20 protein-coding genes and 1 other RNA gene are annotated in these 21,667 nt (G+C 70.0%); 18 read left to right on the forward strand and 3 right to left on the reverse strand.

Annotated features, from left to right (window positions below):
* Positions 1–17 precede the first annotated feature (17 nt).
* Complete coding sequence (locus SAOR_RS13745; protein ID WP_123631952.1) at positions 18–437, forward strand: ClpXP protease specificity-enhancing factor; 420 nt, start codon at positions 18–20, stop codon at positions 435–437.
* 58 nt (positions 438–495) lie between these two features.
* Here the strand turns inward: SAOR_RS13745 and SAOR_RS13750 are convergent, their stop codons facing one another.
* From SAOR_RS13750 to SAOR_RS13760, 3 genes are read right to left on the reverse strand one after another with little or no spacing between them, the layout of a single operon-like run.
* Entirely contained in the window at positions 496–1,101 is a 606-nt protein-coding gene (locus SAOR_RS13750; protein WP_123631934.1) for a phosphoheptose isomerase, read from the reverse strand.
* The gene (locus tag SAOR_RS13755; protein WP_221180001.1) at positions 1,091–1,444 is read right to left on the reverse strand and encodes a YraN family protein; all 354 of its coding nucleotides are present in this window, start codon (positions 1,442–1,444) and stop codon (positions 1,091–1,093) included. Before SAOR_RS13755 ends, SAOR_RS13750 begins: the two co-directional genes overlap by 11 nt.
* A complete protein-coding gene (locus SAOR_RS13760; RefSeq protein WP_123631936.1) occupies positions 1,432–3,348 on the reverse strand; it encodes a penicillin-binding protein activator in 1,917 nt (638 codons plus the stop codon). The genes SAOR_RS13755 and SAOR_RS13760 overlap by 13 nt, the downstream gene beginning before the upstream one ends.
* A 94-nt stretch (positions 3,349–3,442) precedes the next feature.
* Between SAOR_RS13760 and rsmI the strand changes: the two genes are divergently transcribed.
* The 17 genes from rsmI (at position 3,443) to ftsZ (ending at position 21,600) form a co-directional block, all read left to right on the forward strand.
* Positions 3,443–4,285, forward strand: a complete 843-nt coding sequence (gene rsmI / locus SAOR_RS13765; RefSeq protein ID WP_123631937.1) for a 16S rRNA (cytidine(1402)-2'-O)-methyltransferase — start codon at positions 3,443–3,445, stop codon at positions 4,283–4,285.
* 14 nt (positions 4,286–4,299) lie between these two features.
* Positions 4,300–4,653, forward strand: an RNA gene (gene rnpB / locus SAOR_RS13770) — RNase P RNA component class A.
* A gap of 360 nt (positions 4,654–5,013) precedes the next feature.
* Positions 5,014–5,475 carry a division/cell wall cluster transcriptional repressor MraZ gene (mraZ, locus tag SAOR_RS13775; protein WP_123589448.1) on the forward strand — a complete coding sequence of 154 codons (462 nt, stop codon included), beginning with the start codon at positions 5,014–5,016 and terminating at the stop codon, positions 5,473–5,475.
* Positions 5,476–5,532: 57 nt separating this feature from the next.
* Positions 5,533–6,483: a 16S rRNA (cytosine(1402)-N(4))-methyltransferase RsmH gene (gene rsmH / locus SAOR_RS13780; protein ID WP_123631938.1), complete on the forward strand. Its 951-nt coding sequence runs from the start codon at positions 5,533–5,535 to the stop codon at positions 6,481–6,483.
* Entirely contained in the window at positions 6,480–6,752 is a 273-nt protein-coding gene (ftsL, locus tag SAOR_RS13785; RefSeq protein WP_123631939.1) for a cell division protein FtsL, read from the forward strand. The genes rsmH and ftsL overlap by 4 nt, the downstream gene beginning before the upstream one ends.
* Positions 6,749–8,485 (forward strand): peptidoglycan D,D-transpeptidase FtsI family protein, encoded by a 1,737-nt coding sequence (locus tag SAOR_RS13790; protein WP_123631940.1) that lies wholly within the window; start codon positions 6,749–6,751, stop codon positions 8,483–8,485. The genes ftsL and SAOR_RS13790 overlap by 4 nt, the downstream gene beginning before the upstream one ends.
* A complete protein-coding gene (locus SAOR_RS13795; RefSeq protein ID WP_221180002.1) occupies positions 8,482–9,978 on the forward strand; it encodes a UDP-N-acetylmuramoyl-L-alanyl-D-glutamate--2,6-diaminopimelate ligase in 1,497 nt (498 codons plus the stop codon). Before SAOR_RS13790 ends, SAOR_RS13795 begins: the two co-directional genes overlap by 4 nt.
* A complete protein-coding gene (locus tag SAOR_RS13800) occupies positions 9,975–11,354 on the forward strand; it encodes a UDP-N-acetylmuramoyl-tripeptide--D-alanyl-D-alanine ligase (RefSeq protein ID WP_123631942.1) in 1,380 nt (459 codons plus the stop codon). The genes SAOR_RS13795 and SAOR_RS13800 overlap by 4 nt, the downstream gene beginning before the upstream one ends.
* Positions 11,348–12,430 carry a phospho-N-acetylmuramoyl-pentapeptide-transferase gene (gene mraY, locus SAOR_RS13805; protein WP_123631943.1) on the forward strand — a complete coding sequence of 361 codons (1,083 nt, stop codon included), beginning with the start codon at positions 11,348–11,350 and terminating at the stop codon, positions 12,428–12,430. Before SAOR_RS13800 ends, mraY begins: the two co-directional genes overlap by 7 nt.
* Positions 12,427–13,767 carry a UDP-N-acetylmuramoyl-L-alanine--D-glutamate ligase gene (murD, locus tag SAOR_RS13810; RefSeq protein ID WP_123631944.1) on the forward strand — a complete coding sequence of 447 codons (1,341 nt, stop codon included), beginning with the start codon at positions 12,427–12,429 and terminating at the stop codon, positions 13,765–13,767. Before mraY ends, murD begins: the two co-directional genes overlap by 4 nt.
* Positions 13,764–14,930 carry a putative lipid II flippase FtsW gene (ftsW, locus tag SAOR_RS13815; RefSeq protein ID WP_123631945.1) on the forward strand — a complete coding sequence of 389 codons (1,167 nt, stop codon included), beginning with the start codon at positions 13,764–13,766 and terminating at the stop codon, positions 14,928–14,930. The genes murD and ftsW overlap by 4 nt, the downstream gene beginning before the upstream one ends.
* Positions 14,927–16,009: an undecaprenyldiphospho-muramoylpentapeptide beta-N-acetylglucosaminyltransferase gene (gene murG / locus SAOR_RS13820; RefSeq protein WP_123631946.1), complete on the forward strand. Its 1,083-nt coding sequence runs from the start codon at positions 14,927–14,929 to the stop codon at positions 16,007–16,009. Before ftsW ends, murG begins: the two co-directional genes overlap by 4 nt.
* Complete coding sequence (gene murC, locus SAOR_RS13825; protein WP_184947093.1) at positions 16,006–17,460, forward strand: UDP-N-acetylmuramate--L-alanine ligase; 1,455 nt, start codon at positions 16,006–16,008, stop codon at positions 17,458–17,460. The genes murG and murC overlap by 4 nt, the downstream gene beginning before the upstream one ends.
* The gene (locus SAOR_RS13830) at positions 17,457–18,416 is read left to right on the forward strand and encodes a D-alanine--D-alanine ligase (protein ID WP_123589440.1); all 960 of its coding nucleotides are present in this window, start codon (positions 17,457–17,459) and stop codon (positions 18,414–18,416) included. The genes murC and SAOR_RS13830 overlap by 4 nt, the downstream gene beginning before the upstream one ends.
* On the forward strand, positions 18,403–19,158 hold the full coding sequence (locus SAOR_RS13835; RefSeq protein ID WP_123589439.1) for a cell division protein FtsQ/DivIB: 756 nt from the start codon (positions 18,403–18,405) through the stop codon (positions 19,156–19,158). The genes SAOR_RS13830 and SAOR_RS13835 overlap by 14 nt, the downstream gene beginning before the upstream one ends.
* Entirely contained in the window at positions 19,142–20,377 is a 1,236-nt protein-coding gene (ftsA, locus tag SAOR_RS13840) for a cell division protein FtsA (RefSeq protein ID WP_123589438.1), read from the forward strand. The genes SAOR_RS13835 and ftsA overlap by 17 nt, the downstream gene beginning before the upstream one ends.
* 77 nt (positions 20,378–20,454) lie before the next feature.
* Complete coding sequence (gene ftsZ / locus SAOR_RS13845; protein ID WP_123589437.1) at positions 20,455–21,600, forward strand: cell division protein FtsZ; 1,146 nt, start codon at positions 20,455–20,457, stop codon at positions 21,598–21,600.
* Positions 21,601–21,667: the final 67 nt, after the last annotated feature.

The following is a 21,667-nucleotide window of genomic DNA, read 5'->3' on the forward strand; positions in this document are numbered from 1 at the left end:
GAGCTTTCATGGCCGAATTGACCTCGCGCCGCCCCTATCTCATACGCGCGCTCTACGACTGGGTGCTCGACAACGATCTGACGCCGCATCTGCTCGTGGCCGCCGACGCCGAGGGCGTCGACGTGCCGCATCAGTTCGTCACCGAGGACGGCAAGATCACGGTCAACATCAGTCCGGGCGCCGTGCGCGGCCTGTCGCTCGACAACGCCCTGATCAGCTTCTCGGCCCGGTTCTCGGGACAGAGCTACGACGTCAGCGTGCCGCCCGGTGCCGTTCTCGCGCTGTATGCGCGCGAGAACGGCGAGGGCATGCTCTTCGGCGAAGTCGAGCCGCCGACCCCGCCGGACGGCGGCCCGGATGGCGGTGACGACGCCGACGGCGAGAGTGGCGAACAGACGGCCCAGAGCAAGCGCGCGCATCTGAAGGTCGTCAAGTAGTCGCCCCGGGTCGACCGCCGGCAGCCGCGCCTCGAACGACAGCGGTACCGACGGCCGCTCAGTCCAGCAGGTGGTCCTCGATCAGCCGGCAGAGGCAGTGGATGAACAGGAGATGGATCTCCTGAATCCGCGCCGTGGTCGTGGAAACGGCGCGCAGTTCGATATCGTCCGCTGCCAGTATCGACGCCATCCGGCCACCGTCCTTGCCGGTCAGGGCGACCACGCCCATGCCGGCGTCGTGTGCCGCCGCGATCGCCTGGACGACATTGCCCGAGTTGCCGCTGGTGCTGATCGCCAGCAGCGTGTCCCCCGGCCGCCCGAGCGCCTCGATCTGGCGCGAGAACAGGCGGTCGTAGTCGTAGTCGTTGGCGATGGCGGTCAGCGTCGAGCTTTCGGTGGTCAGTGCCACGGCGGGTAGAGCCCGGCGCTCCCGCTCGAAGCGATTCACCAGCTCGGACGAGAAGTGCTGGGCGTCGCCCGCCGAGCCGCCGTTGCCGCATGACAGCACCTTGCCGCCGTGCGTCAGACAGTCGATCAGCCGGTCGGCGGCGGTGACGATGGCGGCGTCCATCGTCGCCAGGGTGTCGCGGTTGGCACGCACGCCGTCCTCGAACAGCGTGGCGATCAGGGCGGTGCGGCCGTCCGGGCCGGTCTCATTCGGCATAGAACGCGTTCTCTATCCAGTCGAGTTGATCGCTGTCGTCGACGCCGACGACGTCGAAGCGGATCGCGCAGCGGGCGAGATCGGGCTGGCGGGCGAGCAGGTCGCGCGTGGCGGTGACGATGCGCCGCTGCTTGCGCGCGGTGACGCTCGCCGCGGCGCTGCCGTAGTCGCCCCGCGAGCGGTAGCGGACTTCCACCACGATGAGCTCATCGCCCGTGCGATAGACCAGGTCCAGTTCGCCGCCGCGGGCGTTGTGGTTACGCACGACCGCACGCCAACCGCGCCGGCGCGCCGCCGCGTCGACCCGATCTTCGGCGGCCCGGCCCTTGGCTAAGGTTCCCACGGCGCAGGTTCGGATGGCTCGTTGCGGACGTCGGCCTGCGAGGGCATCTCGACGAGCTGGGGCCGGCCGCCACGAAAGACGGCCCAGGCGAGATAGCGTTCGATCCGATTGTCCGGCCTGACCGCCAGAACGCCGGTCATGCCCTCGAACGTATCGCCCGTGCGCAGGCCGCCGCTGCCGATCTGGTCGGTCAGTCGCCAGGCGTCCATGCCCATCGCGAACAGCCGCGTGTAGCGCTCGGCCGTGTCTCCGTAGCGCTCAGCGGCGGCCGCGCGACGGTCTTCGAGGAAGGCGCCTTCGCCGATGACCCAGGGCAGGTCGGCGAAGCGGACGCCGTTGAGGTCGATGTCCTCGTTGGGATCGGGGGAGCCGCTGTAGATGTGCGACGTCGAGAGCATCGGCAGCCCGGTGGCGCGATAGAAACGCAGCTGGCTGCGGATCAGGCGTGCCTGTACCGGCTGCGCGGCGGCCACGAAGATGAAGTCGGCTTCGTTGCCGGGATAGCCCGACAGTACCGACTGGATGGGGCCGCGGTGATCGTGCTGGTCGCTGTTGTAGGTCGCGTAGTCGATCACGCGCCCACCCCCGACACTGAAGCGCTCGCGGAAGGCGTCGAACACGCGACTGCCCCAGTCGCCTTCCGGCACCAGCGCGAGTGCCCGCTCGTGGCCCTCGTCCGCGGCATGCCGTGCGACCGTGCGCGCATCGTCCTCGGGTGCGAGCGCGAACTGATAGAAGCCCGGCTCCGTGATCGTCCGATCGATGCGGTTCAGGGCGACGATCGGCCGTTCCCCGGCCTGGCTGGACAGCGCCGCGACCTTCGACTTGTTCAGCGGCCCGACCAGCACACCCACATTATCCTGGCGCGCCCGGCGCAGGATCGCCTCGGCGCTCATCGTGTTCGTGTCGTAAATCAGCGGCTGCCCGGGTGCGCTGCTGTCGGTCTCGTAGGCGAACAGAAAGCCGGCGCGAATGGCCTCCGCCGCTCGGGCGAAGTCGCCGCTCAGCGGCAGCGCCAGGGCGACGGTGTCGCTGGGCGGCTCCGGCGCGGGGCCGAGGTCGGCCGGCCCGGCCTGTTCTCCCGGCTCCGCCGGCTGACTCACCACCATCGTGCTGTCGTAGTCGAAGCGTTCGGGCAGTACGCTGCGGGCCGCGGGATGCCCCGCATACTCGTTCTCCCATTCCGCCAGCGCCCGATCGCGTGCCGCGCGGTCGGCCCAGCGGCGCTGGCCAATCGCGGCGAGGGCAAGCCAACCGCGCGTGGTGGTATCGGCGTTGCGTGCGGCGCGGCTGTCCGGCCCCTGGCCGTAGGCGATCGCCTGCAGCGCCTTGTCGTAGACGCGTGCGTCGTTGGCGGCGAGCGCGGTGTCGTCAACCAGCCAGATGCCGCGCTGGACGAGTGCGTGCATGCCCGCGATGAGGTCGTTCTGGGCGAAATGCAGCTCGCCGCGCTTGAGCCACACGCGCTGGGCGATCTCCGGGTCGGTGCCGCTGCTCGGCGGCGGCAGTTCCGCCAGGGCGCGTGTCGGTGGCATGGCGGCGATACGCGCCAGCGTGCTTGCCAGTTCGTAACGGATACGCGCGTCGTCGTCGAGGCTCGACGCCTGGATGCCGTCGAGAATCTGCCGGGCCCGGGTGGCCTGGCCCGCCTGCGCGGCGTCCAGGCCGGCGGACAGACGCAGCCGCTGGCGCTCGGCCGGGTCGTCGGCCTCCGCTGCGGCTTCCATATAGAGTTCGGCGGCGCGCGCGTGGTCATCCTCCAGTTCCGCCTGGCGCGCCTGTTCCGTCGGTGAGCGGCTCGGCTGCGATGTCGGTTCGGGCCGCTGCGTCGCCGCGCAGCCGGCCAGTACGGCGGCCGCGAACAGCAGACAGAGCGCTTGGATATACGACCGGATGCTTGTCATTCGTAGAAACTCCCAGGGATTCGCGCGCCCCGTTCCCCCATGCGCGCCGGTGTCATCGGCATAATATCAGCGCCGTTCGCCATCGTGCGCCGTCATGACCGCCACGCCCGCCATGCTCTGGATCGTCGCCACCCCCATCGGGAATCTGGAGGATGTCGCCGCGCGGGCGGCCCGGGTGCTCTCGGAGGTGGCCGTGATCGCCGCCGAGGACACGCGCCACAGCGCGCGGCTGAGCGAGCATCTGGCGATCGGCACCCCGATGCTCTCGCTGCACGAGCACAACGAGGCCGAGCGTGTGCCGCAGCTGATCGGTCGTCTTCAGGCCGGCGAGGCGGTGGCTCTGATCAGCGACGCCGGCACGCCCCTGATCAGCGACCCGGGTTTCGCGCTCGTGCGGGCGGCACGGGCCGAGGGTATCGAGGTGCGCTGCGTGCCGGGCGCCTGCGCGGCGGTGGCCGCGTTGTCGGTGGCCGGGCTGCCCAGCGATCGCTTCGTCTTCGAGGGTTTTCTGCCGGCCAGGGCGGCCGGGCGTCGGGCCCGCCTCGCCGAACTGGCCGACGAGACGCGCACGCTGCTGTTCTACGAGTCGAGTCATCGCATCGCCGCTGCGGTCGCCGATATCGCCGCCACCCTCGGCGAACAGCGCCCTGTCACCCTGTGCCGCGAGCTCACGAAGTTGCACGAGCAGAGCGTGCAGCTGCCGGCCGAGGCGCTGGGCCAGTGGCTGGCCGTCGACGCCAACCGGCGCCGCGGTGAGTTCGTATTGGTCGTCGGCGGGGCGGCGGTTGTCGAGCGCCATGCCGTCGAGGTCACGCTGGACGCTCTCCTGACCGAGCTGCTCGCCGTGACCGGCACGAAAAGCGCTGCCGGCGCCGCGGCGCGTCTGCTCGGTGTCTCGCGCAACGCCGCCTATGCTCGGGCACTCGAGCTTCAGTGATAGCATTGCGCTTCGGAGTCGGCCACGCAGTCGCGGTGCCCGCTTGCGGGCACGGAGGAAAGTCCGGGCTCCACAGGGCAGGATGCCAGGTAACCCCTGGGAGGCGTGAGCCTACGGAAAGTGCAACAGAAAGCAGACCGCCGAAGGCCTGTCCGCAGGCCTGGTAAGGGTGAAACGGTGCGGTAAGAGCGCACCGCGCGACCGGTAACGGTTCGTGGCACGGTAAACCCCATCCGGAGCAAGACCAAATAGGAGGACGACGCGCGGCCCGCGCAGTCCTCGGGTAGGTCGCATGAGGTACACGGCGACGTGTGCCCCAGATGAATGACTGCGCACGACAGAACCCGGCTTATCGGCCGACTCCGAACTCTTCTTTGACTGCCCCGTCTGTCGCCCGTGTGGAGCGGCTGCCCTGCGGCGGCGGTCGCGCACCACACTGCCCCACATTCCATTTGCCCTCGTCACGCTGCTTTGGACGACGTTCGTCCGCGCCGGCGCGGAACGTGATCGTTTAATTCATATAACGCGCCCAAACACATGGAATGAAAAGACAAAATCGCGAGCCAATCTCTTGATGAGACGCTTGTGAAAAGGCCTCGGAAATGCCTGTTTAGCCGGATTTTTCGGTCGTTTGACTCGCGCTTGACACCCCAAACCGCGGCTGCCTATAGTGGCGCTACGGGGCGAGAAGTGGGGTAAAGTGGTTTAGAGCGACGAGAGGCCGCTACGTGTTCAAGGGGTCACATCCGATCACCGTCGATGCCAAGGGGCGTATTGCGATCCCGGCATCATATCGCCAGTCGTTGATCGACGACTGCGGCGGTCGGATGGTCGTCACCCAGCACTGGGACGGCTGTCTGCTGCTCTATCCGCAGCCGGAATACCAGAAGTTCGAGGCGCAGCTGCTCGCCAAGGGCAGCCTCAACAATCAGGTGCGTGACATTCAGCGTTTCTTTCTCGGCAAAGCGCGGGACGCCGACATGGACCGACAGGGCCGCCTTCTGCTGCCGGCCAATCTACGCACCTTCGCGGGGCTGGGTGATCGTGCCGTGCTCTCGGGTATGGGCAATCTGTTCGAGATATGGGACGAGGCCACCTTCGAGGCCCGCAACGCCGATACCGCCGCCGCGCTCGCCCGGGATGCCGCCAACGGTGATCTGCCCGACGTGCTCATGGACATCAGTCTGTGATGCCTGCCCGCTGCCAGCCACGCCACTCGTAACGACGCCATGAGGACCGCCGCCGACATGCCGCAGGCCGAACATCAGCCGGTACTGCTAGACGCCGCGTTGGCCGCGCTCGAACCGCGCGAGAGTGGCATCTGCGTCGATGCGACCTACGGTCGCGGCGGGCACAGCCGGGCGATTCTCGGTGTGCTCGGTGCCGGCGGCCGGCTGGTCGCGATCGACCAGGACCCGGACGCCGCGGCCGATGCCGAGGCGCTGGCGGCCCGGGATCCGCGTCTGACCTTCGTGCGCGGTTCGTTCCGCGAACTGCGGGCCCACATCGAGGCGCTCGGCCTGCTCGGTCGGGTCGATGCGCTGTTGTTCGATCTCGGCGTGTCGTCGCCGCAGTTCGACGTGGGCGCGCGCGGATTTTCCTTTCGTCACGACGGTCCGCTGGACATGCGCATGGACCCGGACGCCGGGGCGCCAGTGTCTGACTGGCTTCACCGGGCGAGTCACGGCGAGATCGCTTCGGTCATCAAGCGCCTGGGCGACGAGCCGTTCGCCGGCCGCATCGCCAGCGCGATCGTGGCGGCCCGCGCGGAGACGCCGGTGGCGACCACGCGGCGGCTGGCCGAGCTGGTGGTCGCCGCGGTCCCGGCCCGGGTAAGTGCCGGCAAGCGCATTCATCCGGCCACGCGCACGTTTCAGGCGCTGCGCATGCACGTCAACGACGAACTGGGCGCGCTGGACGCGGCGCTGGATGCGACCCTGGACGTGCTGGCGCCGGGCGGACGACTGGCCGTGATCAGCTTTCATTCGCTCGAGGATCGGCGGGTCAAGCGCTTCATGCGCACCCAGGCGCGCCCGGCGCCGCCGCCGGTGCCTATGGCGGCCGCGCCCGATCCGGCACTGCGTCTGCAGGGGCGGCCGGTGCGCGCCGGGGCCGACGAAGCGGGAGCCAACCCGCGGGCCCGCAGCGCGATCATGCGCGTGGCCGAGCGTACCGGCGCACCACGGGTGTCGGCATGAATCGCCGCAGTCTCGTCATTGCGGCGCTGGTCGCGGCCAATCTGGTCAGCGCCGTTGCCGTGGTTCAGGCCAAACACAAGTCGCGCGAGCTCGCGCATGAACTCCAGGTGGAACGCGTCGAGCGCGACAAGCTCTCCACCGAGTGGGCACAGCTACAGCTCGAGGAGAGCGCCTGGGCCAATCCGGACCGGGTCGCGCAGGTGGCCCGGCGCGAACTGGGCATGGTTCAGCCGCAGAACTATGTGGTGCTCGAGGAGCGCAAGCCGTGAGTGCGCCGCGCCGCAATCGCAATACCCAGCTCCCGCCGCCGGCGCGCTGGCGTGGCGCCGCGGTTCTCGGCGCGTTCGCACTGTTCGCGCTCATACTCGCCGGCCGCGCCTTCGATCTCCAGGTGCTCGATCAGGCGTTTCTGACCAAGGAGGGCGACAAGCGTCACCTGCGTACGGTCTCGGTTCCGGCCGGGCGTGGCGCGATCGAGGATCGCAACGGCGAGCCCCTGGCGCTGTCGGCGCCGACCGAGTCTGTCTGGGCGGTACCGGGTGCAGTGCTCGAGGCGCCGGAGAAACTGCCGGCCCTGGCCAAGCGCCTGGATATGTCCACCGCGGACCTCCGTAACCGGCTTGAGGAATACCGTGGGCGGCAGTTTTTGTACCTGCGGCGTCAGTTGTCGCCGTCGGACGCGCGCGCGGTGATGAACGTCGACGCGCCCGGCATTTTCCTGCAGCGTGAATACAAGCGCTATTACCCGGCCGGCGAGGCCGCCGCGCAGATCGTGGGGCTCAGCAATATCGACGGCCGCGGTCAGGAAGGTCTGGAGCTTGACCGCAACGAGTTCCTGGACGGCGAGCCGGGCAGCCGTCGCGTGATCAAGGACCGGCTCGGCCGCACGGTCGAGGACGTCGCCGAGTTCGAGCCGCCCGAGCCCGGCCACGATCTGCGCCTGACGATCGACTCCCGCCTGCAGTACCTGGCCTATCGCCACATCAAGTCGGCGGTGATCAGCAACAATGCCGCCGGCGGCATTGTGGTCATGCTCGATCCGTCCAACGGCGAGTTGCGGGCGGTGGCGTCCTATCCCAGCTTCAACCCGAACGATCGCGAGTCGATCGATCCGGCCGGCGTCCGGGCGCGGGCGGCCACCGACGTGATGGAGCCGGGATCCACGGTCAAGCCGATCCTGCTGTCCGGCGCGCTGGACTCCGGCCTCTACGACGCCGACGACGAGATCGAGACCAAGGGCTGGTTCCAGGTCGGACGCCTCACCGTGCAGGACTACCGCAACTACGGCGATGTCGATTTCGCCAAGATCCTGCAGAAGTCGAGCAATGTCGGCGCCGCTCATGTCGGTCTGGAAATGGGCGCGGAACAGGTCTGGCGCACCTATCACGAGTTCGGCTTCGGCCAGACCAGTGGCGCTCGTTTCCCGGGCGAGCGCTACGGCGTGCTCGAGGATTTCTACGGCTGGAACGACGTCGAGACGGCCACCGCCTCCTACGGCTACGGTCTGTCGATCACGGCGTTCCAGCTGGTGCGAGCCTACGGCGCGATCGCCGACGACGGCATGCTTCGCAGCCTTCGCCTGATTCAGGGCGAAGGCGCGAAGATGCACGCGCCGCCCGAGCGCGTGATCTCAGCGGAGACCGCTCGTGCCATGCGCCGGATGCTCGAAGGCGTGGTCTCGCCGGCCGGCACGGCCTCGCGGGCCGCGATCCCCGGCTATCGCGTGGCCGGCAAGACCGGCACCGCGCGCAAGGCGGGCGGTGGCGGCTACAACAGCGATCGTCACCAGGCGCTGTTCGTCGGCATGGCGCCGGCCGAGGACCCGGCGCTGGTCACGCTGGTAATGCTCGACGAGCCGAAGAAGGACGAATACTACGGCGGCGCGGTGGCCGCGCCGGTCTTCGCGGCGGTCATGCGCGATGCGCTGCGCATCCTGCGCGTACCCCCGGACAATCCGGCGATGCTGGCAGCCAAGGCCGACGACGGCGAGGCGGGGACATGATGGGGCTCGCACCGGCCAAGCCCCTGCGCCAGCCCCTGGCTCGGCTGCTGGCGGGCTTCGACGTCGGCGACGTGCCGGACGCCGAGATCGCGCAGGTCACCGTCGACAGCCGCGCGGCGCGTCCGGGTAGCCTGTTCATGGCCTATCAGGGCACGCGCGCCCACGGCCTGGACCACGCCGACGACGCCGTCGCGCGCGGCGCCAGGGCGGTGGTCTGGGACCGCGAACGCGCGCCCGTGCTGGACGTGCCCCATGTCCGTGTGCCGGATCTGGCCGCCCGGGCCAGTCGCATCGCCGCGCGCGCCTACGGCGAGCCGGCGCAGCGGCTGTTCGTGACCGGTGTCACCGGGACCGACGGCAAGACCTCCTGCGCCTGGCTGCTCGCCCGGGCTCTGGATGCGCTCGGCACGCGCTGCGGCTATCTCGGCACGCTGGGTTTCGGTTTCACCGACGATCTTGCCGAGGCCAGCCATACCACGCCGGATGCCGTCGCGGTCCAGGACTGGCTCGCCCGCTTCGTCACCGCCGACGCGGCGGCGGTCGCCTTCGAGGTGTCGTCGCATGCACTGGATCAGCACCGCGTGGACGGCGTGGCCTTCGACGTGGCCGTGCTCACCCAGGTCGGGCGCGATCATCTGGACTATCACGGCGACGCGGCCGCCTACGCCGCCGCGAAACGGCGCCTGTTCACGCTCGACGGGCTGCGGTACGCGATACTCAACGCCGACGACGCCCTCGGCCGCGCCTGGCTCGAGGAGCTGGCGGATGCGGTCACGCCGGTGGCCTACGGCAGCGGCGATGTCTCGCATCTCGCCGCGCACTACGTGGGCCTGCGGGCGGTGCGGGCGCGCGCCGATGGCCTGGAGATCGAGATCGACAGCCATGCCGGCGCCGCGCGCATCGAGACCGGCCTGATCGGACGCTTCAACGCCGCCAACCTGGCCGCGGTGCTGGCCGTGCTGCTGGTGCGCGGTATTCCGGTGGCCGCGGCCGCGGCCGTGCTCGCCGAGGCGCGTACCGTGCCGGGCCGGATGGAACGAATCCCGGGGCGTGCCGACCAACCGCTGGTGGTGGTCGACTACGCGCATACGCCCAACGCCCTGGCGCAGGCGCTCGCCGCGGTGGCCGAGCACGCCGCCGGGCGCGTGTTCTGCGTGTTCGGCTGCGGCGGTGATCGCGATAGCGGCAAGCGCGCCCTGATGGGCGAGGCTGCGGCCCGGGGCGCGGACGTGCTCTGGCTCACCGACGACAATCCGCGCCACGAGGTGCCGGCTGCGATCGTCGCCGACATCCGCGCCGGCATCGCCGACGACGTCGACGTGACCGTCCGTCACGACCGGGCCGAGGCCATCGGCGGCGCACTCGCCGCGGCGCGCGACGGCGACGTCGTGCTGATCGCCGGCAAAGGGCACGAGACGAGCCAGCAGATCGGCGACACCCGCCGGGCCTTCGACGATCGGGTCGTGGCCCGCCGCGCGCTGGGGGCGGTATGAACGGTCGATTGTCACGGCTGGCCGAAGTGCTGGACGCGGACCTGCACGGCGCCGACGGCGATTTCGCCGGTGCGAGCATCGACACCCGCCGCCTGCCGCGCGGCGCGCTGTTCTTCGCCCTGGCCGGCGAGCGCGTCGACGGCCACGACTTCGTCGCCAAGGCCGCCAGCCTGGGCGCAGCCGCGGCCGTGGTCGCGCATCGTGTGGATGCGCGTCTGCCGCAGCTCGAGGTCGCCGACGTCGCGGCCGCGCTTACCCGCGCCGGTGCCGAGGCGCGGGCGCGATTCGACGGGCCGGTGGTCGGCGTGACCGGCAGCAACGGCAAGACGACGGTCAAGCAGATGCTGGCCGCGATCCTCGGGGCCGCCGGCCCGGTGCTGGCTACCGAAGGCAATCTGAACAATCACCTGGGCGTGCCGCTGACGCTGATGCGTCTGGACGGCCGGGTCGAGCGGGCGGTGATCGAGATGGGTGCCTCCGCGCCCGGCGAGATCGCCGAGCTGGCCGCGATCGCCCGGCCGAGCGTGGGCGTGATCACCAACGCCGGCGATGCGCATCTCGAGGGGTTCGGCAGTCGCGACGGCGTGGCCCGCGGCAAGAGCGAGCTCTATGCGGCGCTGGCGGACGACGGCGTGGCGGTGATCAACGCCGACGACGCCTATACGGACTACTGGCGCGAGGTGGCGGGTGCGCGTCGCGTGCTCACGTTCGGCCGCGAAGCCGAGGCCGCCGATGTGCGCGCCGTCGATGTGGTGATGGACGGTCGGGGCAGCCGTTTCACGCTCGTGCTCCCGGGCGAGACCGTCGCGGTCACGCTGCCGCTCGCCGGCGCCCATAATGTGTCGAACGCGCTGGCGGCGGCCGCGGGCGCGCATGCCGTGGGCGTGGCCGGCGCGACCATCGCGCGTGCGCTGGCCGGGCTGGAGGCGGTGGGCGGTCGGCTCGCGATCACCGCCGGTCGGCACGGCGTGCACCTGGTGGACGACAGTTACAACGCCAATCCGGGTTCGCTGGCGGCCGCGCTCGGCTGGCTGGCGCAGCAGCCGGCGCCGCGCTGGGCGGTGCTCGGCGATATGGGCGAACTCGGCGAGCATGCGCAGGCCGCGCACCGCGATGCCGGGGCGGCCGCGCGCGAGGCCGGTATCGACCGGCTCTGGGCGACCGGACCGCAGAGTCGGCTCTCGGTCGAGGCTTTCGGTGACGGCGGCGCCTGGTTCGCCGATCACGACGCGCTCAACGCCGCGCTGCTGGAAGCCCTCGATGGCGAAGAAGTGCCGGTGACGATTCTGGTCAAGGGCTCGCGCAGCGCCCGGATGGATCGGATCGCCGACGCTCTGCGCATCGCGCCCGAGGCGAAGGCGGGTGCGCCATGCTGATGTATCTCGCCGACTGGCTCGAACCGCTGCACAGCGGCTTTCGCGTGTTTCAGTTCATCACTCTGCGCGCGATTCTGGGCGTGCTCACGGCGATGCTGTTCTCGTTCCTGTTCGGCCCGTGGATGATCCGCAAGCTGACCTTTCACCAGATCGGCCAGCATGTGCGTGACGACGGCCCGCAGAGCCACCTGGTCAAGGCCGGCACGCCGACCATGGGCGGTTCGCTGATCATCGCCGCCGTGATCGTGTCGACGCTGCTCTGGGCCGACGTCGCCAACGGCTGGGTGTGGCTGACGGTCCTGGTGACCGGCGCCTTCGGCGCCATCGGCTTCATCGACGACTATCGCAAACTGGCCTTCGGCAACAGCAAGGGGCTGTCGGCCCGGGCCAAGTACGGGGCGCAGACGCTCGTCGGTCTGGCCGCCGGGCTGTGGCTGTATCTGGGCGCGAGCAGCGCGGCCGAGACCAGCGTGCTGATCCCGATGCTCAAGGATGTGGCCGTCCCGCTGGGGGCGGGCTACATCGTCTGGAGCTATTTCGTGATCGTGGGTTCGAGCAACGCCGTCAATCTGACCGACGGCCTCGACGGGCTCGCGATCATGCCCTGCGTGCTGGTGGCCTCGGCGCTGGCGGTGTTCGCCTACGCCAGCGGCAACGCCGTGTTCGCCGATTATCTGGGCTTTTCCTACATCCAGGGGGTGGGCGAGCTGTCGGTCTTCTGCACCGCCATCGGCGGCGCGGGCCTCGGCTTTCTCTGGTTCAACGCCTATCCGGCGCAGGTTTTCATGGGGGACGTCGGCGCGCTGGCGCTGGGTGCGGCGCTCGGCGTGGTGGCCGTGATCGTGCGTCAGGAGCTGGTGCTGCTGGTCATGGGCGGCGTGTTCGTGGCCGAGACGGTGTCCGTGATCCTGCAGGTGGCCACCTACAAGCTCACCGGCAAGCGCATGTTCCGCATGGCGCCCCTGCATCACCATTTCGAACTCAAGGGCTGGGCCGAGCCCAAGATCATCGTGCGATTCTGGATCGTCACGCTGGTGCTCGTGCTCATCGGCCTGTCGACGTTGAAGATCCGATGAGTGGCCTGAGCCGAGAACTGTTCGACGGCCGCGTGCTCGTGGTCGGCTGCGGCGTATCCGGGGTCTCTGCGGCGCGCTTCGCTGCGGCCCACGGCGCCGCCGTGCGTGTGGTCGACAGCCGCGTCGAGCCGCCCGGCGCCGCGGCCCTGCGGCGGGACTGCCCGCAGGCGGAGCTGCATACGGGCGCGCTGGACCCGGCTGCACTCGAGGGCGTCGATCGGCTGGTCGTCTCGCCCGGGGTGGATCTGCGCGAGCCGATCGTCGCCACGGCCCGGGCGCGCGGCCTGACCGTGGTCGGCGACGTCGAATGGTTCGCCCGGGTCGCCGCCGCGCCGGTGATCGCGATCACCGGGTCCAACGGCAAGTCCACGGTCACCGCCTGGGTCGGCGAGATCGCGCGCGCGGCCGGCCTCGAGGTCGCCGTGGGCGGCAACTTCGGCACGCCGGCGCTGGATCTGCTCGCCGACGACGTCGAGCTTTATGTGCTGGAGCTGTCGAGCTTCCAGCTCGAACTGACGGAATCGCTGGCGGCGGCGGCGGCGGTCGTGCTCAACGTGAGTGCGGATCATATCGACCGCCACGGCGATGTCGAACACTACGCCGCGCTCAAGGCCCGCATCTACCGCCATGCCGGCGTGGCGCTGGTCAACGCGGACGACGCCCGGGTGGCGACCATGGACACCGGCGATGCCCGGGTGGTGCGTTTCGGCAGCGGCGCCGGCTGTGACTACCGGCTGTACCGGGATGTCGACGGCGAGTCGCTGGCCCGGGACGAGCGGCCCTGGCTGGCCTGCGACGCCCTGCGCCTGGCCGGGCGTCACAACCGCATCAACGCGCTCGCGGTCTGGGCGCTGGCCGAGGCGGCCGGGCTCCAGCCGGATGTCATCCGTTCCGGCCTGACGGCATTCTCCGGCCTGCCGCACCGCTGCGAGACGGTCGCCGAGCACCGGGGCGTAACCTGGGTCAACGACTCCAAGGGGACGAATCTCGGCGCGCTCATGGCCTCGCTCGAGGGCATGTCCGCCCCGGTGATCCTGCTCGCCGGCGGCCAGGCCAAGGACGCCGACTTCGCCCCGCTCGGGCCGCTGGCCGGGGCGCGGGCCCGCGCGGTCATCGTCTTCGGCCAGGACGGCGAGCGGATCGCCGCCGCGGTCGACGGCCATGTCGCGGTGTATCGGGTCGAGACGCTGCGCGAGGCCGTTCGGCAGGCCGCGGCGCTGGCCCGGTCGGGTGACACGGTACTGCTCTCTCCGGGCTGCGCCAGCTTCGATCAGTTCGCCGGCTATGCCGATCGCGGCGCGGCGTTCGTCGCCGCCGTCGGGGAGGTCGCGGCATGAATCGGCTCTTGGATTGGCTCGTTCTGCCGCGGGTGCGCCCCGACGCGGCACTGCTCATCAGCCTCGCTCTGATCGGCTGCATCGGCCTCGTCATGGTCGGTTCGGCCTCGGTGGCGGTGGCCGATCGGATGACCGGCGATCCGATGTATTTCTTCTATCGCCAGGCGATCTACGCGCTGATCGGGCTCGTGGTCGCGTTCCTGGTCCTGCACGTGCCGCTCAGGGTCTGGGAGGCCAATACGTTCACGCTGCTCGGTGGGGGCCTGCTGCTGCTGGTGGTGGTGCTCGTGCCCGGCATCGGTCACGCGGTCAACGGCGCCCAGCGCTGGATCGATTTCGGCCCGATCTCCATGCAGGCCTCCGAGCCGGCGCGTCTGGCGCTGATTCTGTACGTGGCGGGCTATGCGGCACGCCGGCGACTGGAGCTGACGACCTCCTGGAGCGGTTTGTTCAAGCCCATGCTGTTCATGGTCATCGCCAGCTTCCTGTTGCTGCTCGAGCCGGACTACGGTGCCGCTGCGATCCTGGTCGCGGTGGCCGGACTGATCCTGTTCCTGGCTGGAGCCCGGCTGCTGCATCTGGTTGTGCTCGCCGGGGCGGCGGGCGGTCTGCTGGTCGCACTCGCGCTGTCGTCGCCGTATCGCGTGGCCCGGCTGGTGAGCTTCGCCGATCCGTGGGCGCATCCCTACGCCAGCGGCTTTCAGCTGACCCAGTCCCTGATCGCGATCGGTCGCGGCGAGATCGCCGGCGTGGGGCTCGGCAATTCGGTGCAGAAGCTGATGTATCTGCCGGAGACGCACACCGACTTCCTGTTCGCGATCTATGCGGAGGAGTTCGGTCTGATCGGTTCGCTGCTGCTGATCGGCCTGTTCGGGCTGGTCGTCTGGCGTGGCTTCGCGATCGGCCGGCGGGCGCTGGACATGGACCGGCTCTTTGCCGGCTTCGCCGCCTACGGATTGTCGAGCTGGCTGGCGCTGCAGGCGTTCGTGAACATCGCCGTGAACATGGGCATTCTGCCGACCAAGGGGCTGACCCTGCCGCTGATGAGCTACGGTGGCTCGAGCCTGGTGATCATGTGCGTGCTGTGCGCCCTGCTGATCCGCGTCGATATCGAGACGCGACAGCCCGAGTCCGGACAGTCGAAATCGCGGAGGGCCGGATGAATCGTGTCCCCCACGTGCTGATCATGGCCGGCGGCACCGGCGGCCACGTGTTCCCGGCGCTGGCCGTCGCCGAGGCGCTGATCGCCCGCGGGGCCCGGGTCTCCTGGCTGGGCACGACCGCGGGCATCGAGGCCCGGCTGGTGCCGGAGCACGGCCTCGAACTGCACACCATCGACGTGGCCGGGCTGCGCGGCAAGGGCGCGCTGTCCTGGCTGACCGCGCCGCTGCGTCTGCTGCGGGCCGGAGGGCAGGCGCTGGCCGTCGTGCGCCGACTGGCGCCGCAGCTGGTCGTGGGCATGGGGGGCTTCGCCTCGGGCCCGGGCGGGCTCGCCGCGCGCCTGCTTCGCCGGCCGCTGCTGATCCACGAGCAGAATGCCGCCGCCGGATTGACCAACCGCGGTCTGGCGCGGATCGCCACGACCGTGCTTCAGGCGTTCCCCGACACCTTTACCGGCGCCGAGGCCCGCACCGTCGGCAACCCGGTGCGCCGCGAGATCCTGGCCCTGCCGGCACCGGCGGCGCGCTGGGCCGGGCGCGACGGGCCGGTGCGGCTGCTCGTGCTCGGCGGCAGCGGCGGTGCCCTCGCGATCAACGAGCGGGTGCCTGCGGCGCTGGCGCAGCTCGCGCCGGAGATCCGGCCGGTGGTGCGTCATCAGGCCGGGCGGACCCTCGACGCCGCCCGCGCGGCCTACGCCGAACACGGGGTCGACGGCGAGGTGAGCGCGTTCATCGACGACATGGCCGCCGCCTACGGCTGGGCGGACGCGGTGATCTGTCGCAGCGGCGCGCTGACCGTGGCCGAACTGGCGGCGGCCGGTCTGCCCGCGATTCTGGTGCCGTATCCCTTTGCGGTGGACGATCACCAGCGCGCCAACGGCCGCTACCTGGTCGAGGCCGGCGCGGCCGAGCTGATCGATCAGGACACGCTCACCGTCGCGCGCCTGGCCGAGGCGATGCGCGCGCTGTGCGCCGACCGCGAACGGTTGCTGGGCCGCGCCGAATCCGCGCGCGCCGCCGCCTGGCCGCGCGCGACCGACGACATCGCCGATGCCTGCTTCAAGACGCTGGAGGCCGCATGATCGACCGTCAGCCCGCCGGTGATCGTTTCCAGCCGCTCATGCACCGGCCGATGCGGCGCGTGAGCGTCGTGCACATGGTCGGCATCGGCGGCGTCGGCATGGCCGGCATCGCCCGCGTGCTGCTCAACCTCGGTTATACCGTGACCGGCAGCGACGTCAAGGAAGGCACGGCCACGCGCGCGCTGGCCGCCCAGGGCGCCCGTATCGTCGTCGGCCACGCCGCCGAGAACGTCATCGATGCCGATGTGGTCGTCGTCTCGAGCGCGGTCTCGGGCGACAACCCTGAAGTCGCGGCGGCGCGGGAACGGCTGGTGCCGATCGTTCGTCGTGCCGAGATGCTGGCCGAGCTGATGCGCTTTCGTTACGGCATCGCCGTGGCCGGTACCCACGGCAAGACCACGACGACCAGCCTGGTCGCGTCGCTGCTGGCCGACGGCGGTCTGGACCCGACCTTCATCGTCGGCGGCAAGGTGCTGGGCGCGGGCTCCAACGCCCGGCTCGGCGAGGGCCCGTATCTGGTCGCCGAGGCCGATGAGTCGGACGCGTCGTTCCTCTTCCTGACGCCGCTGATCTCGATCGTGACCAATATCGATGCCGATCACCTGGAAGCCTACGGCGGCGAGTTCTCGCGCCTGACCGACACCTTCGTCGAGTTTCTGCACCACCTGCCGTTCTACGGGCTGGCGGTGCTGTGCGTGGACGATCCGGTGGTGCGGCGCATCCTGCCGGACGTCGGCCGGCCGATCGTGACCTACGGCATCGACAACGATGCCGACTTCCGAGCGGAGAATCTGGTCTTCGACGGCGCCGGCACGCGCTTCACGCTGCGCTACGGCGACAGCGAGGGTTTCGACGTGCGTCTGAACCTGCCCGGGCGCCACAACGTGCTCAATGCGCTGGCGGCGGCGGCCGTGGCCCACGAACTGGGCGTGGGCATGCCCGCCATCGGCACGGCGTTGACCCAGTTCGCGGGCATCGGCCGGCGCTGCGAAGTCCACGGCGAGATCAGGCTCGGCCCGGCGCAGGTGCTGCTCGTCGACGACTACGGCCATCACCCGCGCGAGCTCACCAGCATTATCGATGCGGCGCGTGGCGCCTGGCCGGAGCGGCGGCTGGTGGTGGTGTTCCAGCCGCACCGCTTCACGCGGACGCGCGACCTGTTCGACGATTTCTGCCAGGTGCTGGCCGGGCTGGACGTGCTCGTGCTCTGCGAAGTCTATGCGGCCGGCGAGACCGCGCTGGCCAACGCCGACGGTCGCGCGCTGGCTCGCGGCGTGCGCGCCCGCGGCAAGGTCGATCCGGTGTTCGTGGACGATGTCCACCGGCTGGGCGAGGTGCTGCCGGGCGTGGTCCGCGACGGCGACGTGCTGCTGACGCTCGGTGCCGGCGACATCGGATCCGTGGCCCAGGCGTTGGCGCGCGGCGTGATCGATACGGGAGGTGTCGCATGAGTGCGCGGCGTATCACCGATCCGGCCCGTTTCGGCCGCGTGGCCGTGCTGATGGGCGGCTGGTCGTCCGAGCGCGCGGTGTCGCTCGACTCCGGCGCGGCCGTGGCCGCGGGCCTGGAGCGACGCGGAGTGGACGTGACGCGTGTCGACGCCGACCGCGAGCGCGTGCTGGGGCTGGCCGCGGCGGGCTTCGATCGCGTCTGGCTGGCGCTGCACGGCCGCGGCGGCGAGGACGGCGTGGTCCAGGGTGCGCTGGAACTCCAGCGCCTGCCCTATACCGGTAGCGGCGTGCTCGCCTGCGCGCTGTCGATGGACAAGGTGCGTACCAAGGCGATCTGGGCGGCCCAGGGCATTCCCACGCCGGCGCACCGCGTGCTGGCGCCGGAGACCGATTCGGCGACCGTGGTCGAGGCGCTCGGGCTGCCGCTGATCGTCAAGCCGGTGCACGAGGGCTCGACCATCGGCATCACCCGTGTCGAGCGCCTCGAGGATCTGGAGGCCGCCCGACGCGAGGCCGCGCGCTTCGATCGCGACGTCATGGCCGAGCAGTACGTCGCCGGTCCGGAGTACACGGCCTCGATCCTCGCCGATCGCGCGCTGCCGCTGATTCGCATCGAGCCGTCCAGCGGCTTCTACGACTACGAGGCCAAGTACGTCGCCAACGACACCCAGTACCACTGTCCCTGCGAACTGCCCGCCGAGCGCGAGCGCGAGTTCTCGCGGCTGGCCCTGCGCGCCTTCGAGCTGATCGGCGCCCGCGGCTGGGGCCGGGTGGATTTCATGCTCGACGACGCCGGCCAGCCCTGGTTTCTCGAGCTCAACGCCACCCCGGGCATGACCTCGCACTCGCTGGTGCCGATGGCGGCACGGGCGGCCGATATCGATTTCGACGAACTGGTGTGGCGGATTCTCGCCGCCACCGTGTCCCCCGAGGAGAGCAACGATGAACTGGCCTGACCCACGACGCTGGCGCGACGTCGTGCTGGGCGCCGGCCTGCTGCTCGGTGTGGCCGCCTGCACCTGGCAGGGCATCAAGCCCGACGGCGAGACCACCCGGCATCTATACATCAGCGGCGAGGCCGGCCATGTCAGCGACGATCGCATCGCCGCACTCGCCGCCCCCTATCTGGACGCGCGTTTCTTCGATGTCGACATCGAGGCACTGCAGGACCGGCTCGCGGCGCTGCCGTGGCTGGCCGACGTGAGCGTGTCGCGGCACTGGCCGGACGGCGTGGTCGTGCGGATCACCGAGCATCGCCCGGTCGCGCTCTGGGGCGAGGACGGCGTGCTCGCCGAGGACGGCCGCGTGTTCCGGCCCGGGGCCGAGGCACGGCCGCAGGGGCTGGTGCGTCTCGACGGCCCCGAGGCCAGCGCCGAGCGGGTTCAGGCGCAGTACCGGGCGCTCGCCGACATTCTGTCGGCGAGCGACGTCGAGATCGCGCGACTGACTCTGGATGCGCGCGGTTCCTGGACCGCGACGCTGGCCGACGGGCTGGAACTGCGGCTGGGCCGCGACGGTACCGAGGCCCGGCTGCGGCGCTTCGTCGAGTATGCGCTCGGCCGCGCCGAGGCCCGTCGGGCGCTGGCGAACGCCGGCTATGTGGATTTGCGTTACAGCGACGGTTTCGCGGTCGGCGGGTCCCGTCCCGCGCCGGAGACCGGCAACGATCAGGAGAAGGTTGATGAGCAAGCGGCCTGACAAGAATCTCGTCGTCGGCCTCGATATCGGCACCTCGAAGGTGGCCTGCATCGTGGCCGAGTCCTCCGGGGGCGAGCTCGAGATCATCGGGCTCGGCAGCGCGCCCTCGCGCGGCATGAAGAAAGGGATGGTGGTCAACATCGAATCCACCACCGACTCCATCCGCCGTGCGGTGGAGGAAGCCGAGCTGATGGCCGGCTGCCGGATCCAGTCGGTGCACTGCGGAATATCCGGGGCGCATGTGCGCTCGCTGAACTCCCACGGCATCGTTGCGGTGCGCAACAAGGAAGTCACCGAGTCCGACATCGAGCGCGTGATCGACGCCGCCTGCGCGGTCGCGATCCCGGCGGACCAGAAGATCCTCCACGTGCTGCCGCAGGAATTCGCGGTGGACGACAACGAGGGTATCCAGGAGCCGGTCGGCATGTCCGGCGTGCGGCTTGAGGCCAAGGTGCACATCGTCACCGGCGCGGTGACTTCGGCGCAGAACATCCAGAAGTGCGTCGGCCGCTGCGGACTGGAGGTCTCCAAGCTCTCGCTCGAGCAGCTGGCCTCCAGCTACGCGGTGCTCACCGACGACGAGAAGGATCTCGGCGTCGCGCTGGTCGACATCGGCGGCGGCACCTCCGACATCGCGGTGTTCGTCAACGGCGCGATCCGCCACACCGCGGTGATTCCGATCGCCGGCGACCAGGTGACCAACGACATCGCGGTCGCCCTGCGCACGCCCACCCAGCACGCCGAGGGCATCAAGATCCGCTACGGCTGCGCGCTGCCCGAGCTGATCGAGGACGACGACGCCATCGAGGTTCCGAGCGTGGGCGAGCGCCCGCCGCGGCGGCTGTCGCGCTACACGCTGGCCGAGGTCATCAAGCCGCGCTACGAGGAGCTGTTCATGCTGATCCAGAAGGAGCTGGTGCGCTCCGGCTTCGAGGATCTGCTGGCCGGCGGCGTGGTGATCACCGGCGGCTCCTCGAAGATGGAGGGGCTGACCGATCTCGCCGAGGAAGTCTTCCACATGTCCGTGCGGCTCGGCACGCCGCAGCGCGTCAAGGGGCTGTCGGACGTGGTCAAGAACCCGATCCACGCCACCGGCGTCGGTCTGCTGGAGTTCGGCAACCGGAGCACGCCCAGCAAGGGCATGGATCTGTCCGGCAACGACAACTCGTTCACCCAGGTCTGGGAGCGCATGAAGGCCTGGTTTCAGGGGAATTTCTAGGGGTCATCCGGCCGTCGAGCGGCCACGAAACAAAGGTTTTCCGCAAGGAAAAGCACGGCAACCAAGAGAGGTGCATCATGTCTGAAGTATTCGAATTCGCCGATCAGAAGACCGACAAGGCGGTCATCAAGGTCATCGGCGTCGGCGGTGGTGGTGGCAACACCATCAACCAGATGGTCAACGGCGGTATCCAGGGTGTGGATTTCATCTGCGCCAATACCGACTCCCAGCACCTCGAGCGCTGCGACGCCGATGTGCTCGTCCAGCTCGGGATGAACGTCACCCGTGGTCTGGGCGCGGGGGCGGACCCGGCCATCGGCCGGCAGGCCGCCGAAGAGGACCGTGACCGTATCCGCGAGTCCATCGAGGGCGCGGACATGCTGTTCATCACCTGCGGCATGGGTGGCGGCACCGGCACCGGCGCGGCCCCGGTGGTCGCCGAGATCGCCCGCGAGATGGGCATCCTGACGCTGGCTGTGGTCACCAAGCCGTTCCCGTTCGAGCGCGGCAAGCGCATGGACATCGCCAAGCAGGGCATCGAGGAGCTGGGTCGCTTCGTCGACTCGCTGATCGTGATCCCGAACGAGAAGCTGCTGACCGCGCTCGGCAAGGCCACCACGCTGAAAAACGCCTTCCAGGCGGCCAACAATGTGCTGCACAACGCGGTGCAGGGCATCTCCGACCTGATCACCCGGCCGGGCGTCATCAATGTCGACTTTGCCGACGTACGGCGCGTGATGTCGGTGCAGGGCATGGCCATGATGGGCCGTGCGACGGCCGTCGGCGACGATCGCGCCCGCGAGGCGGCCGAAGCCGCGCTGGCGAGCCCGCTGCTCGACGATCTGTCCCTGCACGGCGCCCAGGGCCTGCTGGTCAACGTCTCGGGCGACGAGAATCTGGGCATTCACGAGTTCCAGATCGTCAACGAAGTCATCGCCGACATGGGCGCCGACAACGCGGAAGTCATCGTCGGCATGGCCGAGGATCCGGAAATGGGCGACGAGATCTGCGTGACCGTGGTCGCCACGGGACTCGGCCATCAGGCCGAGGAACGCGAGGCCGTGCGCAGCGTCAAGCGTCAGGCCGACGGCCAGATGCGCTACGAGGACCTGGACCGGCCGACGGTGATCCGCAATCGGCCGCAGCAGTCGTCGCGCGACAACGCTGCCGTCGACATGGATTACTTCGACGTGCCGGCCTTTCTGCGCAATCAGGCCGACTAGCGCCGTGTGCCGTGTGAACCGCAAGTGCCGGCCCCTCGGGCCGGCCGGCGGGGCCGTGGGCCGGCCG

The sequence above is a fragment of the Salinisphaera orenii subsp. orenii MK-B5 genome (assembly GCF_003788635.1).
Lineage (GTDB): Bacteria > Pseudomonadota > Gammaproteobacteria > Nevskiales > Salinisphaeraceae > Salinisphaera > Salinisphaera orenii.